We start from the raw sequence: 22583 nt of genomic DNA, 5'->3' as shown, positions 1-22583 counted from the left end.
CATTCCGGGGCGCGCCCCGCATCTCTATCCTCAGGCCTCGCAACCTTGGGGGACGGCATGAGCCAGAAGGAAATGAGCGCAGGCGACCGGATGGCGGCCATGCGGACGGCCCTCAGTTTCCAGCGCACGCGGATGGCCGCAGACCGCACCCTGATGAGCGTCCAGCGCACCTCGCTTTCGCTGATCGGCTTTGGCTTCACCATCTTCTCGTTCTTCAGGTCCCTGGCGGACAAGAAGCTGCTGGACGACGCCATTCCTACGGCGGCGCCGGCTCGGTTCGGCCTGACGCTGGTGGGCCTGGGCGTGATCCTGCTGGCCCTCGGGATCGCGTCCCACTTCAACTACATGAAGCAGCTGCGGCGGCAGCGCGATGAGATGATGGTCACCGAGCTCCTGCCGCCTGAGCCCGGACTTCCGGTCTCCCTGGCCCTGATTGCGGCCTTCACCCTGCTGATCTTCGGGCTCTTCGTGATCCTGACCGTCATGGCGAGGGTCGGGCCCTTCGGCGCCTGAGCCCCCGGGGCTGGTCAGGGCCCCGCCTTCAGGCCCCCGCCTTCAGGCCCCCGCCTTCAGGCCTGGGGCCGCAGGATGCACCGGAAGCCGAGATGGCTCATGGAGCTGTCGATGGCCTGGGCGTGGCGCGCCGCCGGACGGTAGCGGCGGCAGTAGGCCGGGGCGCACATGTGCGAACCGCCCTTGAGGACCTTGCGAGGGATGCGGATCTGCGGAAGCGCGGGGTCGAAGCTGTCGGCCTCACGCCCGCCGAGCGGGTTCTCCGAGACGCAGCAGGGGCTCTTGGCGCCGGCCCCGGGCTGGGCGGAGAACCAGTCGGAGGTCCATTCCCAGACATTGCCGATCATGTCGACAAGCCCGTAATCGTTGGCCGGGAAGCTTCCGGCGGGCGAGGTGAAGGCATAGCCGTCCTCGCAGGTGTTATTGTGGGGAAAAGCGCCCTGGAAGGTGTTGGCCATGTGCACCCCCCGGGGACCAGCTCGGTCCCCCAGGCGAACTCCGTGTCCGCCGGCCGGCCGCCCCAGGCTGCGAACTCCCATTCGGCCTCGGTCGGCAGGGTTTTGCCCGCCCAGGCGGCGTAGGCGGCCACGTCGTCCCAGGACACATGGACCACCGGATGGTCCTCCAGCCCCTTGAGGGAGCTTCCCGGGCCACGCGGCCGGCGCCATGACGCGCCAAAGGTCCAGCTCCACCAATTCGAGACATCGCCCAGCGGAACAGGGCCCCGCGGCGGGGTGAAGACCAGTGACGCCGCCTTGAGCATCCGGGGGTCGGCGCCGGGATAGTCCTCGGCCCGCGGAACGAGCTCTGCAGTGGTCACATGCCCGGTCTCCCGGACGAAGGTCTCGAACCGCCGGTTGGTCACAGGCGCCCGGTCCATCCAGAAGCCGCCGACGCGCACCTTCCGGGCCGGCTTTTCCTCGGGGTAATGGTGGTCAGAACCCATCGTGAAGTCGCCTCCAGGCACCCACACCATGTCTTCGCGGACTGCGGGCGGGGGAGGGACTTCGACGGAGGCCTGCATCAGTAAATCCACTGGATCCGGGTCAGCACGGTATCGGTCTTCCCGGTCTTGCCCATGCGGTCAAGCTCGGTCCGGCCCAGGTCGATCCCGAACTTCCAGCGGGTGGTGGCCCACCAGTTCACGCCCAGGTCAACGCGGGTGAACCGTCCGCCCAGGACCGGCCCGTCGTCAAGGTCCACGTCGGAATAGCGCACCACCAGCTCCGGGGCGCCCCAGGCCGATTTCGGGATCACACGGCGGGCGTAGCCCACCTTTCGGTCGTAGGGGCGGGACTCGCCGGTCAGCACCCAGGAGCCGGTCAGGTACCAGCCGCTGAACTTCGGATCGCCCTTGGCCTGCGACTCCACCGAGGCGGTGGCGTACTCGCCCAGCAGGGAGAGCCCGCCCCAGCTCAGCAGGCCCTCCAGGCCATAGTGTCGGGCGCCGTTCGAGGGGAATTCGCCGGTGTCCACGAAGTTGGAGGCGACGTTCGAGGCGGGGCGTCCGCGGTAGCGTATGGCGCCGTCCGCCGCCGCGTAGCGGTAGGAGCCGCCAATATGGAGATAGCGACCGTTGGCGGCGTCGTCCCAGGCCAGGCCGGACACCCGGGCGAAATAGTCCGTGCCGCGGTGGGTGTTCGTGCCCACGTCCCAGGCATCATTGGCGAAGCCATAGGAGACGTTCGCGCGCTTGTCCGGCCCCAGGACATGGGTGACCCGAACCCCGGTGTTCCGGGAGACGAAGAAGGGGCTCAGGACCCGCTCGCTCTGGGGGAGGTTGGCGGCGTCGCCGACCATCTCGTAGGCGAAGGCCTCCTTGATCTTTCCGACCGCGATCCGGGTGCTGTCGCCGACCGGGAAGGTGACCGACATGTCGGTCAGTTGCCAGTTGTCAGTCGGGTCTGAGTCGAAGCCCTTATACTCGCCGCCGAGCTGGTAATTGATCCGGTAGGAGCCACCGAACGAACCGAGGACCTGCAGCCGGAATCCCCGCCACTCTGAGGTATCCTTCTGCTTGCCCACCTGCGCGATGCTGTCGTCATCCTGGTCGAAGGAGGTCCAGTCTGCGATGAGCGCGGCGCTGGGACGGAGCACGAAGCCGGCTGACGGCCAGGGCCTGGGGGCGCCGCGGGCGGCGGACAGGTCCGGCACGATGTACTTGATCGGCGCAGCCGCCGCAGGAGGAGCGGCCACCGCCGTCGCCGTCATGATGGGTTCGGAGGAGCTCTCAGTTTCCTGCGCCAGCGCCGGGGCTCCGGCCAGGAGGGCGCAGATGGCCGCTACGGTCGCCAGTCGTCCCCGTCCACGGCCACGGGGGGTGTCAAAGTTCAAGTGTCGCATGTGTTCCGCCTGTCGCCTCGGTCTGTCTTCCGGACCCGCTGGGCGTTGGGCTGCGGCGCCGGGTCCACCGGGCGACACCCTGTCCGTACAGCCCGGGGGACACTGCCGGATATCCGACAGTCCCCGCATCTGATAGGCCTGACGGGGTTGTCGCCTGATAACCTTGTATGCGCCGGTCAACGCCTGCTTTGGACTTGGCCCGCGGCCGGTCGCGTGACATAAGGTCGCCCCTCCGCCGCCGGCTTCCGGCGGCGCTCATTTTTCCGGAAGAAGGCGGACCCGTCCTGCGCAGGACGCGGAAGGTCCGGTGGGTTGAATGTCGATGCAGATCGTTGAGAAGTCCATTGAAGGTCTGAGCCGGGTCTACGGCGTGACCGTGCCCTCCGCCCTGTTGGCGGAAAAGGTCGAGGCCCGGATCGCCGAGATCACGCCCACCCTCAACCTCAAGGGCTTCCGGCCCGGCAAGGTGCCGACGGCTCATGTCCGCAAGATGTTTGGCCGTTCGCTGATGAGCGAGGTGGTCGAGCAGACCATCACCGAGACCACCCAGAAGGTCCTGGCCGACAACAACCTGCGCCCGGCCGGAGAGCCGGACCTGCGCCCCGAGGGCGACATCCAGCAGGTGGTCGAGGGCAAGGCGGACCTCGCCTACGAGATCGCCCTTGAGGTCATCCCCGAGTTCGAGCCGGCTGATTTCTCGGGCATTACCCTGAAGCGTCCGGTCTATGAGCCCACCGACAAGGAAGTCGACGAGGCCGTCGCCGAACTGGCGGAGTCCTCCAAGACCTACGAGCCCCGCAAGGGCAAGACCGTGAAGGCCAAGGATGGCGACCAGCTGCTGATCGACTTTGTAGGCCGCGTCGACGGCGAGGTCTTCGAGGGCGGGTCGGCCGGGGACGCCACCCTGACCCTGGGTTCGGGCCAGTTCATCCCGGGCTTCGAGGAGCAGCTCGTGGGCGCCAAGGCCGAGGACGAGGTCCTGGTAAAGGTGACCTTCCCCGCCGAGTACCAGGCGGCCCAGCTGGCCGGCAAGGACGCCGAATTCACGGTCAAGGTGAAGGAAGTCCGCGCGCCCAAGGCCAGCAAGATCGACGACGAGCTGGCCCAGCGCCTCGGCATCGAGGACCTGGAGAAGCTGAAGGAGCTGCTGCGCTCCAACCTCCAGTCCCAGTTCGCCGGCGCGACGCGCTTCAAGCTGAAGCGCGCCCTGCTCGACATCCTGGACGAGAAGCACGATTTCCCGCTTCCGCCGCGGATGGTCGAGGCCGAGTTCTCGCAGATCTGGGACCAGGTCCAGCAGGACAAGACCGCTGGCAACCTGCCGCCCGAGGACACCGACAAGTCCGACGACCAGCTCAGCGAGGAATATCGCAAGATCGCCGAGCGCCGGGTCCGTCTCGGCCTCGTCCTCGCCGAGGTCGGCCGGATCAACAATGTCCAGGTGACCGAGCAGGAACTGGCCGAGGCCATGCGCCAGGAGGCCATGCGCTATGGACCCCAGGCCCAGCAGATCTTTGACTTCCTTCGCCAGAATCCCTCGGCCCAGGCGCAGATCCGCGCGCCCATCTTCGAGGAGAAGGTCGTCGACCTGATCGTCTCGAAGGCCCAGGTCGAGGACGAGAAGGTCTCCCGCGAGGAGCTCCTGAAGGAAGAAGACATGCCTTCGGCCTACAGGTCCTAGGCCGGGGACAATCCCGGGCGCGGCCTTGCCATGGCCCGGGCGAAACGCGATATCGGGAGCGGGCGTCTCCGCGGAGGAGTCGCCGCTTCAGCCTGAAGGTGCACGCCAATGCCGGATATGGTGACGACCGCCCTGAACCTTGTCCCCATGGTCGTCGAGCAGACCAGCCGGGGCGAGCGCGCCTTCGACATCTTCTCGCGCCTCCTGAAGGAGCGCGTGATCTTCGTCTCCGGTCCCGTCGAGGACGGGATGGCCGCCCTGGTATGCGCCCAGCTGCTCTATCTTGAGGCCGAGAACCCCAAGAAGGAGATCCAGATGTACATCAACTCCCCCGGCGGAGTGGTGTCGTCCGGCCTCGCGATCTACGACACCATGCAGTACATCCGCAGCCCCGTGGCCACCCTCTGCATGGGTTATGCCGCCTCCATGGGGTCCTTCCTGCTGGCCGCCGGCGCACCGGGGCAGCGCATCAGCCTGCCCAATGCGCGGATCATGGTGCACCAGCCCTCGGGGGGCTATTCCGGCAAGGCCTCGGACATCGAGCGCCACGCCGAGGACATCCTCAAGATCAAGCGTCGCCTGAACGAAATCTACGCCAAGCACACCGGGCGCACCTACCAGGAAGTCGAGGACAAGCTCGACGCCGACACCTTCATGACGCCCGAGGAAGCCCGCGACTGGGGCCTCGTCGACCATGTCCAGGAGAACCGCGGGGAGGACTGACCCCGTTCAGGGTCTCTCCCGGAACTCCCGAAAGCCGGCATGGGCGGCTCGTGACAGCATGTCGGTGTCGCCCGAGGTGTCTCCATAGGCCGCCGCCAGGCGTAGGTCGGGGCCAAAAACCTCTGTCAGCCTGCGCATCTTCTCGGGCCCACGGCAGTTGGCGCCGTCCAGTTCACCCGTGATCCGGCCCATTTCGTCCTCGACAAGCCGTGTTCCCAGAAGGTGATCGGCGCCTAGCCCCCGTGCGAAGGGAGCGACCAGGATCTCGGGCGAGGCCGTGACAATCGCCAGGGTTGCGCCCCGGGCGCGCCAGTAGCGCCAGGAGCGCAGGGCGTCCGGTCTCAGGAGGCGCGTGGCGTGGGCTTCGGCAAAGGCCCGGGCCTGGGCTTCAAGCTCCTGGCGGGGCGTCCCGGCCAGGAAACGCCGAACGGTCGCCGCCTTGAGCAGCCCGCGATCGCGGTTGACGAGGTAGCGTCCAGCGGAGGGCGCCAGGGCGGCCAGGCCCCGGGCCCACCCCGCCGCCCCAGCCCGCCAGGCGAGGAAGGTGGTGAAGCTGTCCCGGACCGTCAGGGTCCCGTCGAAGTCAAAGGCGACCACCCCCACGGGGCGGGCGGGATCCTGGGGGAAGTCCTCGGGCGCGAGGTCGACCTGGACTTTCTCTCTGGCTTTGGGCTTCGGCACGTCCGGGATTTCGACCTCTGCAGGATGAACGAGGGAGCGGAATCCCCGGATTCGCCCCATGACGACAATGCCACAGGTTTGGGGTATAGCCCCTGTGTACGGGACCGCAGGCTTGTGGTCGGCGTCGGGATCGGGGACTGTCAACACTTCGACAACCCGGCTTCGGTAGGCTGAATCAGGCCTTAATGGGCGAACCGGGGTTCGACGGCGCGACGCGAAGCCGCCCGCCGAAGGAGTGAGAGACGCATGACCAAGGCCGCCGGCGGGGATTCCAAGAGCACCCTCTATTGCTCTTTCTGCGGCAAGAGCCAGCATGAGGTCCGCAAGCTGATTGCGGGTCCGACGGTTTTCATCTGCGACGAGTGCGTCGAGCTCTGCATGGACATCATCCGTGAAGAGCACAAGATTTCCTTCGTGAAATCAAAGGATGGCGTGCCGACTCCGAAGGAGATCCGCGAGGTCCTCGACGACTACGTGATCGGCCAGGACCACGCCAAGAAGGTGCTCTCGGTCGCCGTCCACAACCACTACAAGCGCCTGAACCACGCCTCGAAGAACAATGACGTCGAGCTGGGCAAGGCCAACATCCTGCTCATTGGTCCCACCGGCACGGGCAAGACCCTGCTGGCCCAGACCCTGGCCAGAATCATCGACGTGCCCTTCACCGTCGCCGATGCGACGACGCTGACCGAGGCGGGCTATGTCGGCGAGGACGTCGAGAACATCATCCTCAAGCTGCTGCAGTCCGCGGACTACAACGTCGAACGGGCCCAGCGGGGCATCGTCTACATTGACGAGGTCGACAAGATCAGCCGCAAGTCTGACAACCCCTCGATCACCCGCGACGTGTCGGGCGAGGGCGTCCAGCAGGCCCTGCTGAAGATCATGGAAGGCACGGTCGCCTCTGTTCCGCCGCAGGGCGGGCGCAAGCATCCCCAGCAGGAGTTCCTGCAGGTCGACACCACCAACATCCTGTTCATCTGCGGCGGCGCCTTCGCAGGCCTCGACAAGATCATCGCCGCCCGGGGGCAGGGGACCTCCATCGGCTTCGGCGCCCGGGTGTCTGACCCCGATGACCGCCGCACCGGCGAGATCTTCCGCCAGGTCGAACCCGACGACCTGCTCAAGTTCGGCCTGATCCCCGAGTTCATCGGCCGCCTGCCCGTGCTGGCGACCCTCGATGACCTCGACGAGAAGGCCCTGGTGAAGATCCTCACCGAGCCCAAGAACGCCTTCGTGAAGCAGTACCAGCGGCTGTTCGACATGGAGAACGTGGGCCTGACCTTCACCGAGGACGCCCTGATGTCGGTGGCCCGCAAGGCCATCGCCCGCAAGACCGGCGCCCGCGGCCTTCGCTCCATCCTCGAGGGGATCCTGCTCGACACCATGTACGAACTCCCCACCTGGGAAGGCGTCGAGGAGGTCGTGGTCAACGCCGAGGTGGTCGAGGGTCGCTCCCAGCCCCTGGTGATCTACGCCGAGCGCCGCGACAAGGGCGGCGCGGCCTGATTACTTCAGGGCGGCCGGCGGCTTGAGCCGCTCCATCCAGTCGATCCGGGTGAACCAGTAGGCGCTGGTGGACTCCAGGAACCCGTCCCTGCGCCGGGCCGAGATCCAGCCGTTCAGGAAGTTCAGCAGGTTCATGTCGCCCTTGCGCACGGCCATGCCATCGGCCGTCCGCGCCAGGGACGGCCCCTCCCCGACGGCGTAGCGCTGGGGCTTGGCGGCGGCGACCGTCAGGGTCGGCACGGGCTCCTTGAAGGCCAGGGCGTTGATCGCCCCGTCGTCCAGCGCGCGCTGTGCGGCCAGCAGGTCCGGGAACTCGCGGAAGGTGGCGGACGGCAGCCGGCTCCGCGCGGCATCCGCCGCGAGGGTGCCTGTCACGACGCCGACGACATTATCCTCGGCGTTGAGCTGGTCGGTGCGGAAGGGCGACTTGGCGCTGGCGACGATCCGGATGTCCGATTCGGCGTAGGGGTTGGTCATCCAGACCTTGAGAAGCCGGGGCGGATCGATCGCCAGGGCCGAGACGGCGAGGTCGCAGTCGCCTGCGTTCAGGCGATCAAGCACCGCGATTCCCGGGACCACCCGCAGGTCGAGGCTGAGGCCCAGGTCGCTGGCGAGCCGTTCGGCGACATCGACCTCGTGGCCGATCAGCTTGTCGCCTGGCGTCCGCAGGACGAAGGGCGCCGCCTCGACGGTGCAGACCCTCAGGGCGCCCCGGGCGAGGGCGTCCTCCAGCCCGCCTGCGACGGCTGCGGGGGCGGAAAACGACGCCAGGAGGGCGGATCCCAGGGCCATTCTGGCCAGATTCTTCTTCATCTCGTCCTCCGCGAAAGCATTGTGTCAGCTTGCATTCAGCTTGCCGCCTGCACAACCACCTGCGTAAATCCGTCCACGCCGTGCAAGGAGACTTCCATGCGCCCGATCCTGATGTTCGCCGCCGCCACGACCGCCCTTGTCTCGGGCGTGGCGCCTCCCGCGCCCGCGCGCGCGGACTCCTACGTCAACTGCTCGTCCAATGACTACCGGCGCAACTGGTGCCCCGTCTATTCGTCCGGGCGGGTCTGGCTCGACCGGCAGTATTCCGGCGGACGGGGCTCGTGCATCGAGGGCTCCACCTGGGGCCGGGATCGCCGGGGCATCTGGGTCGACGGCGGATGCCGGGCCCGGTTCCGGATCGAGGACCGCTATGGGTCGTACCCGAACAACGGCTATCCGGACTACAACTACAACAACAAGAAGGACGACACCGGCGCCCTGATCGGCGGCCTCATCCTTGGCGGCCTGGTCGTGGGCGCGATCGCCGCGGCTAACGCCGACAAGGAAAAGGCGCCGTCGCCTCCGACCCCTTCGGCCGGCTCCGGCGGCTCGGGCGTGGCCGTCGAGGCCTGCCGGTCCGAGGCCGTCAGTCGGGTCGCGGCCTATGGCCAGCGTCCCCGAATCGACCGGATCACCACCACCACCGCCTCTTCCGGCGGCTGGACCGTGCAGGGGTACGCCTCGGTGGACGCCGGGCCCAAGGCGGTCTCCTACGCCTTCACCTGCCGCTACGACAACGGCGCCGCGGCGATCACCCGGCTCAACTGATCCCCCGGCGGTCCTCGTTTTTCGGGGTTGTCCACGACTGTCTGCCGCCGGCGGCTTGAACCCGCCCCGCAACGCGCCACATCTTGGAGTGAGCGTCCGCCCTGGCGATTGTCGCAGGGGGACCCAGGCCGTCCCAGCTCAAAGGAGGGGGGCGGAAAGGAGTAAGTGACCATGACCGAAGCCCGCACGCTTCCCATCCTCCCCCTGAGGGACATCGTCGTCTTCCCGCACCAGCCGGTGCCGCTGTTCGTCGGCCGCGAGAAGTCCGTCCGGGCCCTCGAGGAAGCGATGAAATCCGAGCAGAGGGAAATCCTGCTCGTTACCCAGAAGAACAAGGACGACGACGACCCCGGTCAGTCGGACATCTTCGAAGTCGGCGTCGTCGCCGCTATCCTGCAACTCCTGCGCCTGCCTGATGGCACCGTGAAGGTGCTGGTCGAAGGACGCGGCCGCGCCGGGATCGTCCGCTTCACCGACGAGGCGGAGTGGTTCGCTGGCGAGGTCGCCCTCGTCACTGAGGACTCGGCGCCCTCGGCCGAGATCGAGGCCCTCAGCCGAGCTGTGATCGAGCAGTTCGAAACCTATGTGAAGCTGAACAAGAAGGTGCCGCCCGAGGCCCTGGCCGCCCTGCCGGGGATCGAGAACCCCGGCGAGCTGGCCGACCGCATCGCCTCGCACCTGAATGTCCGGATCGCCGACAAGCAGGAGCTGCTGGAAATCTTCAGCGTCTCCAAGCGCCTGGAGAAGGTCTACGCCCTGATGGAGGGCGAGATTTCGGTCATGCAGACCGAGAAGAAGATCCGCAACCGCGTGAAGCGGCAGATGGAGAAGACCCAGCGCGAGTACTACCTGAACGAGCAGATGAAGGCGATCCAGCGCGAGCTGGGCGAGCAGGACGCCGAGCGCGACGAACTGGCGGAACTGGAAAAGCGCATCAAGCGTACCCGCCTGTCCAAGGAAGCCCGGGTCAAGGCCAACGCCGAGCTGAAGAAGCTGCGCTCGATGAGCCCGATGTCGGCCGAGTCCACGGTCGTGCGGAACTATCTCGACTGGCTGCTGTCCATCCCGTGGGGCAAGGCGAAGTCCAAGCCCATCGACCTGGACAAGGCCGAGGCCGTCCTCGAGCACGACCACTTCGGGCTGGAGAAGGTCAAGGAGCGCATCCTTGAATACCTGGCCGTCCAGTCGCGCACCGGCTCACTCAAGGGCCCGATCCTCTGCCTGGTCGGCCCTCCGGGCGTGGGCAAGACCTCGCTGGGCAAGTCGATCGCCGAGGCCACGGGGCGGGAGTTCGTCCGCGTCTCCCTGGGCGGCGTGCGCGACGAGGCGGAGATCCGCGGACACCGGCGCACCTACATCGGCTCCATGCCGGGCAAGATCATCCAGTCCATGAAGAAGGCCAAGTCGACTAACGCCTTCTTCCTGCTCGACGAGATCGACAAGATGGGCGCCGACTGGCGGGGCGATCCATCCTCGGCCCTGCTCGAGGTGCTGGACCCGGCCCAGAACGCGACCTTCGCCGACCACTACCTCGAGGTGGATTACGACCTCAGCCCGGTCATGTTCGTCACTACGGCCAACAGCCTCAACATGCCCCAGCCCCTGCTGGACCGCATGGAGATCATCCGGATCCCCGGCTACACCGAGGACGAGAAGGTCGAAATCGCCCGCCGTCACCTGCTGCCCAAGCAGATGAAGGATCACGGCCTGACCGCCGCGGAGTTCGAACTCCCGGACACCGCCATTCGTGACCTGATCCGCTACTACACCCGCGAGGCGGGCGTGCGCTCGCTGGAGCGTGAGATCGGCAACCTCGCCCGCAAGGCGGTGCGTGACCTCATGCGCCGGAAGGTGGGGGAGGAGACCGGACCGATCCTCGTCGACGGCGAGCGCCTGGCCGAGTACGCCGGCGTCCGTCGCTTCAAGTACGGCGAGATGGACGGCGAGGACCAGGTCGGCATCATCACGGGCCTAGCCTATACCGACTTCGGCGGCGACATCCTGACCATCGAGGCGGTTCGCATGCCCGGCAAGGGCCGGATGCAGGTCACCGGCAACCTCAAGGACGTGATGAAGGAGTCGGTCCAGGCGGCCCACGCCTACGTGCGCAGCCGGGCGACCCACTTCGGGATCGAGCCGCCCCTGTTCGAACGGACAGACGTGGCCATCCACGTTCCCGAGGGGGCGACCCCCAAGGATGGTCCCTCGGCCGGCGTCGCCATGGCGACGGCGATCGTGTCCGTCCTGACCGGGGTCCCGATCCGCAGGGATATCGCCATGACCGGCGAAGTCACCCTGCGCGGCCGGGTCCTGCCCATCGGCGGTCTCAAGGAAAAGCTCCTTGCGGCCCTCAGGTCGGGCGTGAAGACGGTCCTGATCCCCCAGGAGAACGTCAAGGATCTCCAGGACATCCCCGAGAACGTGAAGGCGGGCCTGGAGATCATCCCGGTCGGTTCGGTGGACGAAGTCCTGGGTCACGCCCTGGTCAGCCCCCTGACCCCCATCGAATGGACCGAACCGGCTCCGCTGCTTCGCCCCACAGACGACGCCGGCGACGATCAGGTCCTGACACACTAGGGCTTCGTCTCCCGGCGACCTTTCCCATCGACTTCGCCCCGGTTGCGTTGACACGCCGCCGGGGCGGAGCATGATGCGGTCCAGTGGCTTCGCCCGGGCGTAGCGTTGTTTGAGGCGAGGCTTGAAACAACGCCCGGGGGGGTTACGCCATGAACAAGGCCGAGCTGGTCGCAGCGGTCTCTGAGGGCTCGGGGCTCTCTACAAGCCAGGTGCGGGTCGCCCTGGACTCCATCCTCGACACCGTCACGTCCGCCCTTGCCGAGGGCCAGGAAGTCCGTCTGGTCGGCTTTGGCAGTTTCGCGGCGGCCTTCCGTCCGGCCGGACCGGCGCGCAACCCCCGCACCGGTGAGGCGGTCCGAAGGCCCGCTTCCCGCACCGTCCGGTTCCGGGCCGGGGAGGGGCTAAGACGCGCCCTCAACTGAGCGGGGTTCCCCATCCTGACGGGCTGCATTTCCCGCCGCGGTGAAGCGCGCTAAAGAGGCGACGGCCCTTGCGGCCGGACGGGCGGCTAGCTCAGCTGGTCAGAGCACCTGGTTTACACCCAGGGGGTCGGGGGTTCGAACCCCTCGCCGCCCACCAACTTCCGGAGAGACGCCATGCAGTCCCGTCCGCTGGGCCGCACGGGACTGAAGGTCTCGGAAATCGGCTTCGGGGCGGCGTCCTTCTGGGGCCATCCGGCCTTTTCAGAGGCGGAGGCACTGCACATCGTCCACCGGGCCCTGGACCTTGGCGTCACCCTGTTCGACACCGGACCTGCCTACTCCCGGGGCCAGGCGGAGGGCCGCCTAGGCCGGGCGCTCGCGGGACGAGACTTCTCGGGCCTGGTGGTGGCCACCAAGGCGGGCACCCGCTTCGAAGGCGGGCGGGTCCGCCGCGACATGTCGCTCACCGCCATCGAGGCCAGCCTGGAGCGCAGCCGGCGCCGCCTCGGCCTGGAGAGTCTGCCGCTTGTTCACCTGCACGGCCCCTCCGCGCAGGAACTGACCCCGGACTTCCTTGGGGGGCTGCAGCGCCTCCGGGATCGCGGGCTGTTCCTGCGGCTGGGCGTCAACAGCTTCGATCCCGCCGTGATCGAGGCGGCCCTGGCCCTGCCGGAGATCGATACGGTGATGGTCGACATCAACGTCCTGAGGCCCCAGCGGATCGCCCTCGCGGCGCGCGCGGCGGCGGCGGGCAAGGGCGTCCTCGCCGGCATGCCCCTGGCCATGGGTCACACGGCGCCGAAGACCTGGCGCAATCTGCGTCTGCGGGACGCCTGGTACCTGGCCCGCGCCCTCAAGAACCACCGCGCCGACAGGGCCGCCGGCCGGCGGTTTCGCTTCCTTCACGGGCGAACCGACATCACCGGCGCCCAGGCCGCCCTGGCCTGGGTTCTGGGGATCGACGGCGTTTCCGCCGCCCTGGTCGGCACGACCCGCATGGGTCACCTGGAAGATTGCGCCGCCGCATCTGGCATCTCCCTGCCAGCAGATCTGGCCGAGGCCATAGCCGAGGCGCAGGTCGGCGCCTGAAGCTCGCCCTTGCCGGGCTGGACGGATTGGGTTTTCCTGCTTCTCTCAAGGGGCGCTCAAGGAGCCCCGAACGCGGAGGAAACCCCATGGCCGATGGTGCGATCAGTCTGGATGAGGCGCGCGCCCGCGCCTACGCCCTGAAGCTTGAGGACCTCAACCCCGGCGATCCGGAGCTCTTCAAGTCCAATGCCTTCTGGCCGGTCTTCGAGCGCCTTCGGAACGAAGACCCCGTCCACTGGTGCAAGGACTCCGAGTTCGGGCCCTACTGGTCAGTGACCCGCTACAACGACATCATGGCGGTGGACACCAACCACGGCGTCTTCTCCTCCGAGGCGGCCCTGGGCGGCATCACCATCCGCGACGCCCGGCCGGACCTGCGCCGGCCCAGCTTCATCGCCATGGACCCGCCCCGGCACGACGAGCAGCGCAAGGCCGTCAGCCCCATCGTCTCGCCCGGCAACCTCAAGACCATGGAGCCCATCATCCGGGAGCGGGCCTGCCGCATCCTCGACAACCTTCCGGTCGGCGAGGCCTTCGACTGGGTGGACCGGGTCTCCGTCGAGCTCACCACCCAGATGCTGGCGACCCTGTTCGACTTCCCCTTCGAGGAGCGACGCCGCCTGACCCGCTGGTCCGACGTGGCCACCACCATCCCCTATGCGGGCGGCCTGGTGGAAACCGAAGAGGAACGGCAGGCCGAGCTGATGGAGTGCCTGGAGGTCTTCACCGGCCTCTGGAACGAGAGGATCAACAAGCCGCCGGCCGGCGACCTCGTCTCGATGATGGCCCACAGCGACGCTACCAAGAACATGACCCCCGAGGAGTATCTGGGGAACATCATCCTGCTGATCGTCGGCGGTAACGACACCACCCGGAACTCGATTTCCGGCGGCGTCCTGGCCCTGAACCAGAATCCGGCGGAATACGCCAAGCTGCGCGCCAACCCCGGCCTGATCGAGTCGATGGTTCCGGAGATCATCCGCTGGCAGACGCCCCTGGCCCACATGCGTCGCACGGCGCTCCAGGACATCGAACTGGGCGGCAAGACCATCCGCAAGGGCGACAAGGTCGTCATGTGGTATGTCTCGGGCAACCGGGATGAGCGGGCGATTGAGAACCCCGACGCCTTCATCATTGACCGCGAGCGCCCGCGCCAGCACCTGTCCTTCGGCTTCGGCATCCACCGCTGCGTGGGCAATCGTCTGGCCGAGCTCCAGCTGAAGATCGTCTGGGAGGAAATCCTCAAGCGCTTCAGCTTCGTCGAGGTGCTCGAGGAGCCGCATCGGGTGCGTTCCAGCTTCGTAAAGGGCTACGAGACCCTGAGGGTGAAGCTGCACCCCGCCGGCTGACGTCGGGGCGCCCTTCCTTTCCGGGCCGGCCTGCGGTTTCATGCCGCAAACAGGATTGCGATCCCGGGGGAAACAACGTGTCCGACATCGACCTGACCCAGCTAGACAGGGCGCTCGCCGCCGCCCACCAGCCGGCCCTGCAGGCGGCCCTGGTGCACCTGACCGGTCAGGACCATTGGCTCCGGCCCGAGTGGACCCCGGCCTATGTGCCCCTGTCCCGGGGCGACACCGGCGTGCCCGAGGCCGAACAACAGAAGTTCCTGGCCGAGGCCAAGGTCGCCCTGGTCGAATGGTTCACCAACGGGCGGGGCCGGACCCACCAGCCCTCCGCCGCCGCCCTTCGCCGCATGATGAGCTTTGTGGCCGGGGCCGAGATCCCCGAGGGTTACGCCGACTTCCTGGTTGACGAGCTGAGCCTGGGTGAGACCAACACCAAGACGCCGGTCTGGGACTCCCCGCGCCTTAAGGACAGCGCCGCCAGGATGCACGTCCTGGTGATCGGCGCGGGCATGTCGGGCCTGCTGACCGGCATCCGCCTGAGCCAGGCCGGTGTCAGCTACGAGATCGTCGACAAGAACCCCGACGTGGGCGGCACCTGGTTCGAGAACACCTATCCCGGCTGCCGGGTGGACTCCTCCAACCACATCTATTCCTACAGCTTCGAGCCCAACCATCACTGGCCCCAGCACTTCTCCACCCAGCCCATCCTGCTGGACTACTTCCGGGGCGTCGCCGACCGCTACGACCTGCGGGGCAAGATCGCCTTCGAGACCGAGGTCGAGACCCTCGACTGGGACGAGTCCCGGGCCCTGTGGAAGGTCACCGTCAAGGACAGGGCCGGCGCGCGCCGGGTCATCGAGGCCAACGCCGTCATTACCGCCGTGGGGCAGCTGAACCGGCCCCGGATGCCCGACATCAAGGGCCGCGACCGCTTCGCCGGACCCGCCTTCCACTCGGCCCGCTGGCGCCATGACGTCGACCTGACCGGCAAGCGGGTGGCGGTGATCGGCACCGGCGCCAGCGCCTACCAGTTCGTGCCGGAGATCGCCGGCAAGGTCGGCAGCCTCACCATCATCCAGCGGACCCCGCCCTGGGGCTTCCCCGTGCCGCATTATCACGAGGACGTGCCCGACGGCATGAACTGGCTGATGGAGCACGTGCCCTACTACGACAAGTGGTACCGCTTCTGGATGTTCTGGATGGTGACCGACGGTCTCCTGCCCATGGTCCAGGCTGATCCGGGCTGGAACGGCCCGCAGACGGCCGTCTCCGCCGCCAACCTCGAATTCCGCGAGATGATCGCCGCGGCCATCGCCGCCCAGGCGCCCACCCGCCCGGACCTGGTTGAGAAGGTGGTCCCGACCTACCCGGTGGGCGGCAAGCGCTCGCTCCTCGACAACGGCGTCTGGATGGCGGCCCTGCAGCGAGACAATGTCTCACTGGTCACCGACGGGATTACCGAGATCACAGAGGCGGGCATCGTCACGGCCGACGGAACCGCCCGTGACTTCGACGTCATCATCTATGGTACGGGCTTCCACGCCTCGAAGTTCCTGGAGCCGATGAAGATCCGCGGCCGAGGCGCCGCCGACCTTCATGCGACCTGGGACGGCGACCCGCGGGCCTATCTGGGCATGACCACGCCGGGCTTCCCCAACCTGTTCATGATCTACGGGCCGAACACCAACATCGTGGTCAACGGATCCATCATCTTCTTCTCGGAGTGCAGCGTCCGCTACATCGTCGGCTGCCTGAAGATGCTGGCTGAGACCGGCGCCCGGGCCATGGAGCCCAAGCGCGAAGTCCACGACGCCTTCAACGCCCGGGTCGACGCCGCCAACGGCCTGATGGCCTGGGGCGCGCCGCAGGTCTCCAGCTGGTACAAGAACGAGAAGGGCAGGGTGACCCAGAACTGGCCCTTCGCCCTGGTCGACTACTGGCGGGCGACCCTGGCCCCCGACCCGGGAGACTTCCGTATCGAGAAGGCGGCTGAACCGGTCGCCTGAGCCCGCCCCCGTCCTCCAGGAGAGTTTCCGTGAAACTTCAGACGATCATCTGCTCGACCCGCCCCAACCGGGTCGGACCCCACATCGCGCGCTGGTTCCAGGGGCTGGCCGAGGCCCATGGCGACTTCGAGGCGACCCTGGTCGACCTGGCGGACTTCAACCTGCCGATCTTCAATGAACCCTGGCACCCGCGCCTGCGGAACTACCAGTTCGACTACACCAAGGCCTGGGCGGCCAGCGTCGAGTCCGCCGACGCCTACGTCTTCGTCATGCCCGAGTACAACTTCATGCCGCCGCCGGCCTTCGTGAACGCGGTGGATTACCTGTACTCCGAGTGGAACGGGAAGCCCGCCGCCTTCGTCAGCTATGGAGGCCAGTCCGGCGGCGTGCGCGCCGTCCAGATGGCCAAGCAGATGCTGACCACGGTCAAGATCATGCCCCTGGTGGAGGGCGTCGCCATTCCCATGGTCGGCGAGCACCTGGACGCCGAGAAGGGCTTCGTCCCCAACGATGGGCACAGCCTGGCGGCCAAGGTCACCCTCGACGAACTGGCGCGCTGGACCCGGGCCCTGAAGGGCATGCGGCAGGGCTGAGGGCGGGGCCGCTCTTTTTCCTTGGGAGGGGGAGGGGGAGTGGCGCGAATGACGGGGCTCGAACCCGCGACCTCCGGCGTGACAGGCCGGCGCTCTAACCAACTGAGCTACATCCGCACTCGTTCGCGCATCAGCGCGAGGGGCGTCTGATAGGTCCGGGCCGGAATCGTGTCAACTGTCCATGAGAACGTTAGCGGGACGGTAGGGACTCTGGGGTCTTCTGCCCTGCGCCCGGCTTCCGCGCTGGACCTTGCAATGGGGCAAACCGAGGTTTGAACCCGGCGCAAGGCTGGTCTAGAAGGACGCGCGACTCTGGCGGGGAATCCATGGACGCCTTTCTTCTCGAGTACCTTCCGATCGTGATTTTCCTGGGGATTTCCTCGGCGATCGGGATCGTGTTCATTCTGGCCTCGGCCGTCCTGGCGCCCAAAGCGCCGGACCCGGAGAAGCTCTCGACCTACGAGTGCGGCTTCAACGCCTTCGACGACGCCCGGATGAAGTTCGATGTCCGGTTCTACCTGGTCTCGATCCTGTTCATCATCTTTGACCTGGAAGTGGCCTTCCTCTTCCCCTGGGCGGTTTCGCTGATGAAGCTGCCGTACGACCAGGCGGTCTTCGCCTTCTGGTCGATGATGACCTTCCTCGGGGTCCTGACTGTCGGCTTCATCTACGAATGGAAGAAGGGGGCCCTGGAATGGGACTGATCGTTCCCGCCGGATCCGGCGCCCGGTCCTCGGTGGAGGGCTACGACCCCAAGGTCCACGACCCCTATTTCGACGGCGTCTCCCAACAGCTGGCCGACAAGGGCTTTGTCACGGCGGCCGCCGATGACCTGATCACCTGGGCCCGCACCGGCTCGCTGATGTGGATGACCTTCGGCCTGGCCTGCTGCGCCGTGGAGATGATGCACGCCTCCATGCCGCGCTACGACCTGGAGCGCTACGGCTTCGCCCCCCGGGCCAGCCCGCGCCAGTCCGACGTGATGATCGTCGCCGGCACCCTGTGCAACAAGATGGCCCCGGCCCTGCGCAAGGTCTACGACCAGATGCCCGAGCCCCGTTACGTGATCTCCATGGGCTCCTGCGCCAATGGCGGCGGCTACTACTATTTCAGCTATTCTGTGGTGCGCGGCTGCGACCGGATCGTCCCGGTCGACATCTACGTCCCCGGCTGCCCGCCCACCGCCGAGGCCCTGGTCTATGGTGTCCTGCAGCTGCAGAAGAAGATCCGCCGCACGGGGACGATCGAAAGATGAGCTGGCCCGTCGCCGAAGACACCCTCCAGGCCCTGGGCGCCGAGATCGCCGCCGCTGTGGGCGCGGGGGCTGAGGCCTCCACGGCTTATGGTGAGCTGACCCTCGCGATTCCGGCCGGCCGGATCGTAGAGGTCCTGATTCTCCTTCGCGACCGCTTCGGCTTCCAGCAGCTGACCGAGCTGACTGGCGTCGACCACCCCGACCGCGCCCTTCGCTTTGATGTGGTCTACCAGCTCCTGTCCTTCACCCGGAACCTCCGGATGCGGGTCCGGGTCCAGACCGACGAGGACACCGCCGTGGCCTCCGTGACCGGCGTCTATCCCTGCGCCAACTGGTTCGAGCGCGAGTGCTTCGACATGTACGGCGTCTTCTTTTCCGGGCATCCGGACCTGCGCCGCATCCTCACCGACTACGGCTTCCACGGGCATCCCCTGCGCAAGGACTTCCCGATGAGCGGCTATGTCGAGCTGCGATATGACGACGAGCTGAAGCGGGTGGTCTACGAGCCCGTGAAGTCGGTCGAGTACCGGAACTGGGATTTCCTTTCGCCCTGGGAAGGCGCGCAGTACGTCCTGCCCGGCGACGAGAAGGGGGAGGCGCGCTGATGGCCGATGATCTCGCCGCGGGCTCGGTCCTGCCGGAAGCCTCCGTTCTTCCTGAAACACCCGTCCGCAGGTTCAACATCAACTTCGGGCCCCAGCATCCGGCGGCCCATGGCGTGCTGCGCCTGGTCCTCGAGCTGGACGGCGAGGTCGTCGAGCGGGTGGACCCGCACATCGGCCTCCTGCACCGCGGCACCGAGAAGCTGATGGAGGCCCGCACCTACCTCCAGAACGTGCCCTATTTCGACCGGCTCGATTACGTCGCGCCGATGAACCAGGAGCACGCCTTCTGCCTCGCCATCGAGCGCCTCGCGGGCATCGAGGTCCCGGTCCGGGCCCAGCTGATCCGGGTGCTCTTCTGCGAGATTGGCCGCGTCCTCAACCACCTGCTGAACGTGACGACCCAGGCCTTGGACGTCGGCGCCCTGACGCCCCCGCTCTGGGGCTTCGAGGAGCGCGAGAAGCTGATGGTGTTCTATGAGCGCGCCTCGGGCGCGCGCCTGCACGCCAACTTCTTCCGTCCCGGCGGTGTCCACCAGGACCTGCCCGACGCCCTGGTCGACGACATCGAGGCCTGGGCTAAGGCCTTCCACAGGCCGCTGAACGACATCGACAAGTTGATCACGGGCAACCGGATCTTCAAGCAGCGGAATGTCGACATCGGCGTGGTCAGCCGTGAGGAGGCCATGGCCTGGGGCTTCTCGGGCGTCATGGTCCGGGGCTCGGGCATCGCCTGGGACCTGCGCCGCAGCCAGCCCTACGAGTGCTACAGCGAGCTCGACTTCGACATCCCGCTGGGCGTCAATGGCGACTGCTACGATCGCTATCTCTGCCGCATGCAGGAGATGCGCGAGAGCGTGAAGATCATGCTCCAGTGCGTGGAGCGCCTTCGCAAGACGCCGGGCCCGGTCCTGACCGAGGACAACAAGTACGCCCCGCCCCGGCGTGGCGAGATGAAGCGCTCGATGGAAGCGCTTATCCATCACTTCAAGCTCTACACCGAGGGCCTGCACACTCCGGCCGGCGAGGTCTACGTCGCCGTCGAAGCGCCCAAGGGCGAGTTCGGGGTCTTCCTGGTCAGCGATGGCGGCAACAAGCCCTATCGCTGCAAGATCCGGGCGCCGGGCTTCTCCCACCTGTCCGCCATGGACTGGATGTGCCAGGGCCACATGCTGGCCGACGTCTCGGCCATCCTCGGCTCCCTCGACATCGTTTTCGGCGAGGTGGACCGATGAGCGCACCCGTCTGCATCACGCCCTTTGACGTCGTCGAGGCCCAGTTCACGGCCTACAACGCCCAGGACCTCGACGCCCACTGCGCGGCCTTCGCCGATGACGTGGTGGTCGCCGACTTCAACGGCGCCGTCACGATCTCGGGCATCGACGCCTATCGCGAGAAGTATCGCCAGGTTTTCGCCGACTTCCCGCAGAACCGGGCCGAGCTGCTCAACCGCATGGTGGTGGGCCATCACGTGATCGACCACGAGCGGGTGTTCCGCGCGCCGGGGGCCGATCCCTTCGAGGTGGCCGCCATCTACACCGTTTCGGACGCGCGGATCGTGCGCGTCGACTTCATCAAGTGAGGCCGGTTACGTGAGCGTCCGCAGGCTAGCCGCCAACCAGCCCGACAGCTTCGCCTTCAGCGCCGAGAGCCTGAAGCAGGTGAAGTGGTGGATCGCCAAGTTCCCCGAAGGCCGCCAGCAGTCCGCCGTGATCCCGCTTCTCTGGCTGGTCCAGAAGCAGCAGGGCTGGGTTTCCGAGCCCTCGATCCGCCTGGTGGCCGAAACCCTCGGCATGCCGGTGATCCGCGTCTACGAGATCGCCACCTTCTATACGATGTTCATGCTGGAGCCCGTGGGCTCCCACGCCCTCGTGCAGGTCTGCGGCACCACCCCCTGCATGCTGCGGGGCGCCAATGACCTGAAGGCCGTCTGCCAGCGCCGGTTCGGCGACCGCGACCACCTGTCCGCCGACGGCAAGGTGACCTGGCAGGAGGTGGAATGCCTTGGGGCCTGCTCGAACGCGCCCATGGCCGCCATCAATGACTATTACTACGAGGACCTGACGCCTGAGACCTTCGAGCAGGTCCTCGACGAGTTCATCGCCGGCAAGCCGCGGGCGCCGGGTTCGGTCATCGGCCGCCAGGGTTCTGCTCCGGAGGGCGGGGCCAAGGTCCTGTCCGATCCGTCCCTCTATGACGGCTCGGCGGCCAAGGCGCTGAAGTCCATCCCCAACGCCGAGCCGAAGAAACGCGGCAAGGCGAAGGAGGCGGCGCAGTGATCGGGCGGGGTTCGACGGCCGGCGTGAGCCGGATCGGTCTGGAGGCTTAGGGGCGCATCGTGGTCGGCATTCTCGAAGACAAGGACCGGATCTTCACCAACCTCTACGGCCTCCACGACTGGGGCCTTGAGGGAGCGAAGCGGCGCGGCGCCTGGAACGGCACCCGGCTGATCCTGGAACAGAGCCCTGAGTGGGTCTGCGACCAGGTCAAGGCCTCGGGCCTGCGCGGCCGTGGCGGGGCGGGCTTCTCCACCGGCCTGAAGTGGACCTTCATGCCCAAGTCCGAGGGTGAGCGTCCGCACTACCTGGTCATCAACGCCGACGAGTCCGAGCCGGGCACCTGCAAGGACCGCGAGATCCTGCGCAATGATCCGCACCTGCTGATCGAGGGCGCCCTGATCGCCAGCTACGCCATCCGCGCCCACGCCTGTTACATCTACATCCGTGGCGAATACGTGCACGAGCGCGAGCGCCTGGAAGCCGCGATCAAGCAGGCCTACGAGGCCAAGCTGATCGGCAAGGGCAATGTCCATGGCTGGGACTTCGACCTCTTCGTCACCCACGGCGGCGGCGCCTACATCTGCGGCGACGAGACCGCCCTCATGGAAAGCCTCGAGGGCAAGAAGGGCCAGCCGCGCCTGAAGCCGCCCTTCCCGGCGGGCGCCGGCATCTACGGGTGCCCGACCACGATCAACAACGTCGAGTCGATCTCGGTTGTGGGGACCATCCTGCGCCGCGGCGCTTCGTGGTTCGCCGGCTTCGGCCGTCCAAACAACACCGGCACCAAGCTCATGGCCATCTCCGGCCACGTGAACCAGCCCTGCGTGGTCGAGGAGACCATGTCCATCCCCCTCAAGCAGCTGCTCGAGGATCACTGCGGCGGCGTCCGCGGGGGCTGGGGCAACCTCAAGGCGGTGATCCCCGGCGGGTCCTCGGTCCGGATGATCCCGGCGCACGAGGCTGAGACGGCCCTGATGGATTTCGACTCCCTGTCGTCCCTGAAGTCGGGCCTCGGCACGGCGGCGGTCATCGTCATGGACCAGTCCACCGACATCGTCCGCGCCATCGCCCGCCTGTCCTACTTCTACAAGCACGAGAGCTGCGGGCAGTGTACGCCCTGCCGCGAGGGCACGGGCTGGATGTGGCGGGTCATGGAGCGCATGGCCACAGGCGAGGCGGACATGAAGGAGATCGACATGCTCCTCGACGTCGCCAGCCAGATCGAGGGCCACACCATATGCGGCCTCGGCGACGCCGCCGCCTGGCCGATCCAGGGGCTCTTCCGCCATTTCCGCCACGAGGTGGAGGAGCGGATCACCAACTATCGTGCGGGCCGCCCGCACGTGCAGGGCGCGTCCCTGCAGGCCGCGGAGTGAGCTG

Annotated in this window: 21 protein-coding genes, 2 tRNA genes and 1 pseudogene; 19 read left to right on the top strand and 5 right to left on the bottom strand. The window is 67.2% G+C overall.

All coding sequences use genetic code 11. The features are described 5' to 3' along the window. The first annotated feature begins 57 nt into the window (after positions 1-57). Entirely contained in the window at positions 58-513 is a 456-nt protein-coding gene (locus HYN04_RS07210) for a YidH family protein (RefSeq protein WP_199285931.1), read from the top strand. A gap of 56 nt (positions 514-569) precedes the next feature. Here the strand turns inward: HYN04_RS07210 and HYN04_RS13665 are convergent. Together HYN04_RS13665 and HYN04_RS07200 are read right to left on the bottom strand one after the other, a co-directional pair. Then, positions 570-1459 (bottom strand): annotated as a pseudogene (locus HYN04_RS13665) (formylglycine-generating enzyme family protein). Positions 1460-1536: 77 nt separating this feature from the next. Continuing rightward, entirely contained in the window at positions 1537-2847 is a 1311-nt protein-coding gene (locus HYN04_RS07200) for an OprO/OprP family phosphate-selective porin (RefSeq protein ID WP_206749503.1), read from the bottom strand. 331 nt (positions 2848-3178) lie between these two features. On the opposite strand from HYN04_RS07200, the gene tig reads away from it, so the two are divergent. Continuing rightward, positions 3179-4537, top strand: a complete 1359-nt coding sequence (tig, locus tag HYN04_RS07195; RefSeq protein WP_277870432.1) for a trigger factor — start codon at positions 3179-3181, stop codon at positions 4535-4537. 108 nt (positions 4538-4645) lie between these two features. After that, positions 4646-5260 carry an ATP-dependent Clp protease proteolytic subunit gene (locus HYN04_RS07190; RefSeq protein WP_110450130.1) on the top strand — a complete coding sequence of 205 codons (615 nt, stop codon included), beginning with the start codon at positions 4646-4648 and terminating at the stop codon, positions 5258-5260. A gap of 6 nt (positions 5261-5266) precedes the next feature. Here the strand turns inward: HYN04_RS07190 and HYN04_RS07185 are convergent, their stop codons facing one another. Next, complete coding sequence (locus HYN04_RS07185) at positions 5267-5863, bottom strand: HAD-IB family hydrolase (protein WP_241962718.1); 597 nt, start codon at positions 5861-5863, stop codon at positions 5267-5269. Positions 5864-6187: 324 nt separating this feature from the next. Between HYN04_RS07185 and clpX the strand changes: the two genes are divergently transcribed. Then, positions 6188-7450: an ATP-dependent Clp protease ATP-binding subunit ClpX gene (gene clpX / locus HYN04_RS07180; RefSeq protein WP_110450128.1), complete on the top strand. Its 1263-nt coding sequence runs from the start codon at positions 6188-6190 to the stop codon at positions 7448-7450. On the opposite strand, the gene HYN04_RS07175 is transcribed toward clpX, so the two are convergent. After that, entirely contained in the window at positions 7451-8263 is an 813-nt protein-coding gene (locus HYN04_RS07175; RefSeq protein ID WP_110450127.1) for an ABC transporter substrate-binding protein, read from the bottom strand. A gap of 96 nt (positions 8264-8359) precedes the next feature. Between HYN04_RS07175 and HYN04_RS13580 the strand changes: the two genes are divergently transcribed. The 8 genes from HYN04_RS13580 (at position 8360) to HYN04_RS07135 (ending at position 17067) form a co-directional block, all read left to right on the top strand. Next, on the top strand, positions 8360-9031 hold the full coding sequence (locus HYN04_RS13580) for a DUF3011 domain-containing protein (protein WP_199285928.1): 672 nt from the start codon (positions 8360-8362) through the stop codon (positions 9029-9031). A gap of 171 nt (positions 9032-9202) precedes the next feature. Beyond that, positions 9203-11608 (top strand): endopeptidase La, encoded by a 2406-nt coding sequence (gene lon, locus HYN04_RS07165; protein ID WP_110451336.1) that lies wholly within the window; start codon positions 9203-9205, stop codon positions 11606-11608. A 149-nt stretch (positions 11609-11757) separates the two neighbouring features. Beyond that, complete coding sequence (locus HYN04_RS07160; RefSeq protein ID WP_110450126.1) at positions 11758-12030, top strand: HU family DNA-binding protein; 273 nt, start codon at positions 11758-11760, stop codon at positions 12028-12030. A gap of 80 nt (positions 12031-12110) precedes the next feature. After that, positions 12111-12187 (top strand) — tRNA-Val (locus tag HYN04_RS07155). A 17-nt stretch (positions 12188-12204) separates the two neighbouring features. Continuing rightward, on the top strand, positions 12205-13119 hold the full coding sequence (locus HYN04_RS07150) for an aldo/keto reductase (RefSeq protein WP_110450125.1): 915 nt from the start codon (positions 12205-12207) through the stop codon (positions 13117-13119). An 86-nt stretch (positions 13120-13205) separates the two neighbouring features. Next, positions 13206-14468, top strand: coding sequence for a cytochrome P450 (locus tag HYN04_RS07145; protein ID WP_110450124.1), 1263 nt, complete (start codon positions 13206-13208; stop codon positions 14466-14468). Between the two features lie 77 nt (positions 14469-14545). Further along, the gene (locus tag HYN04_RS07140) at positions 14546-16474 is read left to right on the top strand and encodes a flavin-containing monooxygenase (RefSeq protein WP_110450123.1); all 1929 of its coding nucleotides are present in this window, start codon (positions 14546-14548) and stop codon (positions 16472-16474) included. A 29-nt stretch (positions 16475-16503) separates the two neighbouring features. Then, positions 16504-17067, top strand: a complete 564-nt coding sequence (locus HYN04_RS07135) for an NADPH-dependent FMN reductase (protein ID WP_110450122.1) — start codon at positions 16504-16506, stop codon at positions 17065-17067. Between the two features lie 40 nt (positions 17068-17107). Here the strand turns inward: HYN04_RS07135 and HYN04_RS07130 are convergent. Continuing rightward, a tRNA-Asp gene (locus HYN04_RS07130) sits at positions 17108-17184 on the bottom strand. 209 nt (positions 17185-17393) lie between these two features. On the opposite strand from HYN04_RS07130, the gene HYN04_RS07125 reads away from it, so the two are divergent. From HYN04_RS07125 to nuoF, 7 genes are read left to right on the top strand one after another with little or no spacing between them, the layout of a single operon-like run. After that, entirely contained in the window at positions 17394-17771 is a 378-nt protein-coding gene (locus HYN04_RS07125) for an NADH-quinone oxidoreductase subunit A (protein ID WP_110450121.1), read from the top strand. Beyond that, positions 17741-18322 carry a NuoB/complex I 20 kDa subunit family protein gene (locus HYN04_RS07120; RefSeq protein WP_110450120.1) on the top strand — a complete coding sequence of 194 codons (582 nt, stop codon included), beginning with the start codon at positions 17741-17743 and terminating at the stop codon, positions 18320-18322. Before HYN04_RS07125 ends, HYN04_RS07120 begins: the two co-directional genes overlap by 31 nt. Then, a complete protein-coding gene (locus HYN04_RS07115; protein ID WP_110450119.1) occupies positions 18319-18927 on the top strand; it encodes an NADH-quinone oxidoreductase subunit C in 609 nt (202 codons plus the stop codon). The genes HYN04_RS07120 and HYN04_RS07115 overlap by 4 nt, the downstream gene beginning before the upstream one ends. Continuing rightward, positions 18927-20159 (top strand): NADH-quinone oxidoreductase subunit D, encoded by a 1233-nt coding sequence (locus tag HYN04_RS07110; RefSeq protein ID WP_110450118.1) that lies wholly within the window; start codon positions 18927-18929, stop codon positions 20157-20159. Before HYN04_RS07115 ends, HYN04_RS07110 begins: the two co-directional genes overlap by 1 nt. Then, on the top strand, positions 20156-20506 hold the full coding sequence (locus HYN04_RS07105) for a nuclear transport factor 2 family protein (RefSeq protein WP_162599582.1): 351 nt from the start codon (positions 20156-20158) through the stop codon (positions 20504-20506). Before HYN04_RS07110 ends, HYN04_RS07105 begins: the two co-directional genes overlap by 4 nt. Before the next feature lie 10 nt (positions 20507-20516). Next, positions 20517-21203: an NADH-quinone oxidoreductase subunit NuoE gene (gene nuoE, locus HYN04_RS07100; protein WP_110450117.1), complete on the top strand. Its 687-nt coding sequence runs from the start codon at positions 20517-20519 to the stop codon at positions 21201-21203. Between the two features lie 59 nt (positions 21204-21262). Next, positions 21263-22579: an NADH-quinone oxidoreductase subunit NuoF gene (gene nuoF / locus HYN04_RS07095; RefSeq protein WP_110450116.1), complete on the top strand. Its 1317-nt coding sequence runs from the start codon at positions 21263-21265 to the stop codon at positions 22577-22579. Positions 22580-22583 lie beyond the last annotated feature (4 nt).

The sequence above is a fragment of the Phenylobacterium parvum genome (genome assembly GCF_003150835.1).
Taxonomy (GTDB): Bacteria; Pseudomonadota; Alphaproteobacteria; order Caulobacterales; family Caulobacteraceae; genus Phenylobacterium; species Phenylobacterium parvum.
Note: the sequence above shows the minus strand (reverse complement) of the source record. Positions and strands in the feature narration are given on the sequence as shown.

Excerpts from the sequence above, each read along its gene's own strand:
- HYN04_RS07210 (WP_199285931.1), top strand. The coding sequence starts at position 58 with ATGAGCCAGAAGGAAATGAGCGCAGGCGACCGGATGGCGGCCATGCGG.
- tig (WP_277870432.1), top strand. The coding sequence starts at position 3,179 with ATGCAGATCGTTGAGAAGTCCATTGAAGGTCTGAGCCGGGTCTACGGC.
- HYN04_RS07190 (WP_110450130.1), top strand. The coding sequence starts at position 4,646 with ATGCCGGATATGGTGACGACCGCCCTGAACCTTGTCCCCATGGTCGTC.
- clpX (WP_110450128.1), top strand. The coding sequence starts at position 6,188 with ATGACCAAGGCCGCCGGCGGGGATTCCAAGAGCACCCTCTATTGCTCT.
- HYN04_RS07175 (WP_110450127.1), bottom strand. The coding sequence starts at position 8,263 with ATGAAGAAGAATCTGGCCAGAATGGCCCTGGGATCCGCCCTCCTGGCG.
- HYN04_RS13580 (WP_199285928.1), top strand. The coding sequence starts at position 8,360 with ATGCGCCCGATCCTGATGTTCGCCGCCGCCACGACCGCCCTTGTCTCG.
- lon (WP_110451336.1), top strand. The coding sequence starts at position 9,203 with ATGACCGAAGCCCGCACGCTTCCCATCCTCCCCCTGAGGGACATCGTC.
- HYN04_RS07160 (WP_110450126.1), top strand. The coding sequence starts at position 11,758 with ATGAACAAGGCCGAGCTGGTCGCAGCGGTCTCTGAGGGCTCGGGGCTC.
- HYN04_RS07150 (WP_110450125.1), top strand. The coding sequence starts at position 12,205 with ATGCAGTCCCGTCCGCTGGGCCGCACGGGACTGAAGGTCTCGGAAATC.
- HYN04_RS07145 (WP_110450124.1), top strand. The coding sequence starts at position 13,206 with ATGGCCGATGGTGCGATCAGTCTGGATGAGGCGCGCGCCCGCGCCTAC.
- HYN04_RS07125 (WP_110450121.1), top strand. The coding sequence starts at position 17,394 with ATGGACGCCTTTCTTCTCGAGTACCTTCCGATCGTGATTTTCCTGGGG.
- HYN04_RS07120 (WP_110450120.1), top strand. The coding sequence starts at position 17,741 with ATGGAAGAAGGGGGCCCTGGAATGGGACTGATCGTTCCCGCCGGATCC.
- HYN04_RS07115 (WP_110450119.1), top strand. The coding sequence starts at position 18,319 with ATGAGCTGGCCCGTCGCCGAAGACACCCTCCAGGCCCTGGGCGCCGAG.
- HYN04_RS07110 (WP_110450118.1), top strand. The coding sequence starts at position 18,927 with ATGGCCGATGATCTCGCCGCGGGCTCGGTCCTGCCGGAAGCCTCCGTT.
- HYN04_RS07105 (WP_162599582.1), top strand. The coding sequence starts at position 20,156 with ATGAGCGCACCCGTCTGCATCACGCCCTTTGACGTCGTCGAGGCCCAG.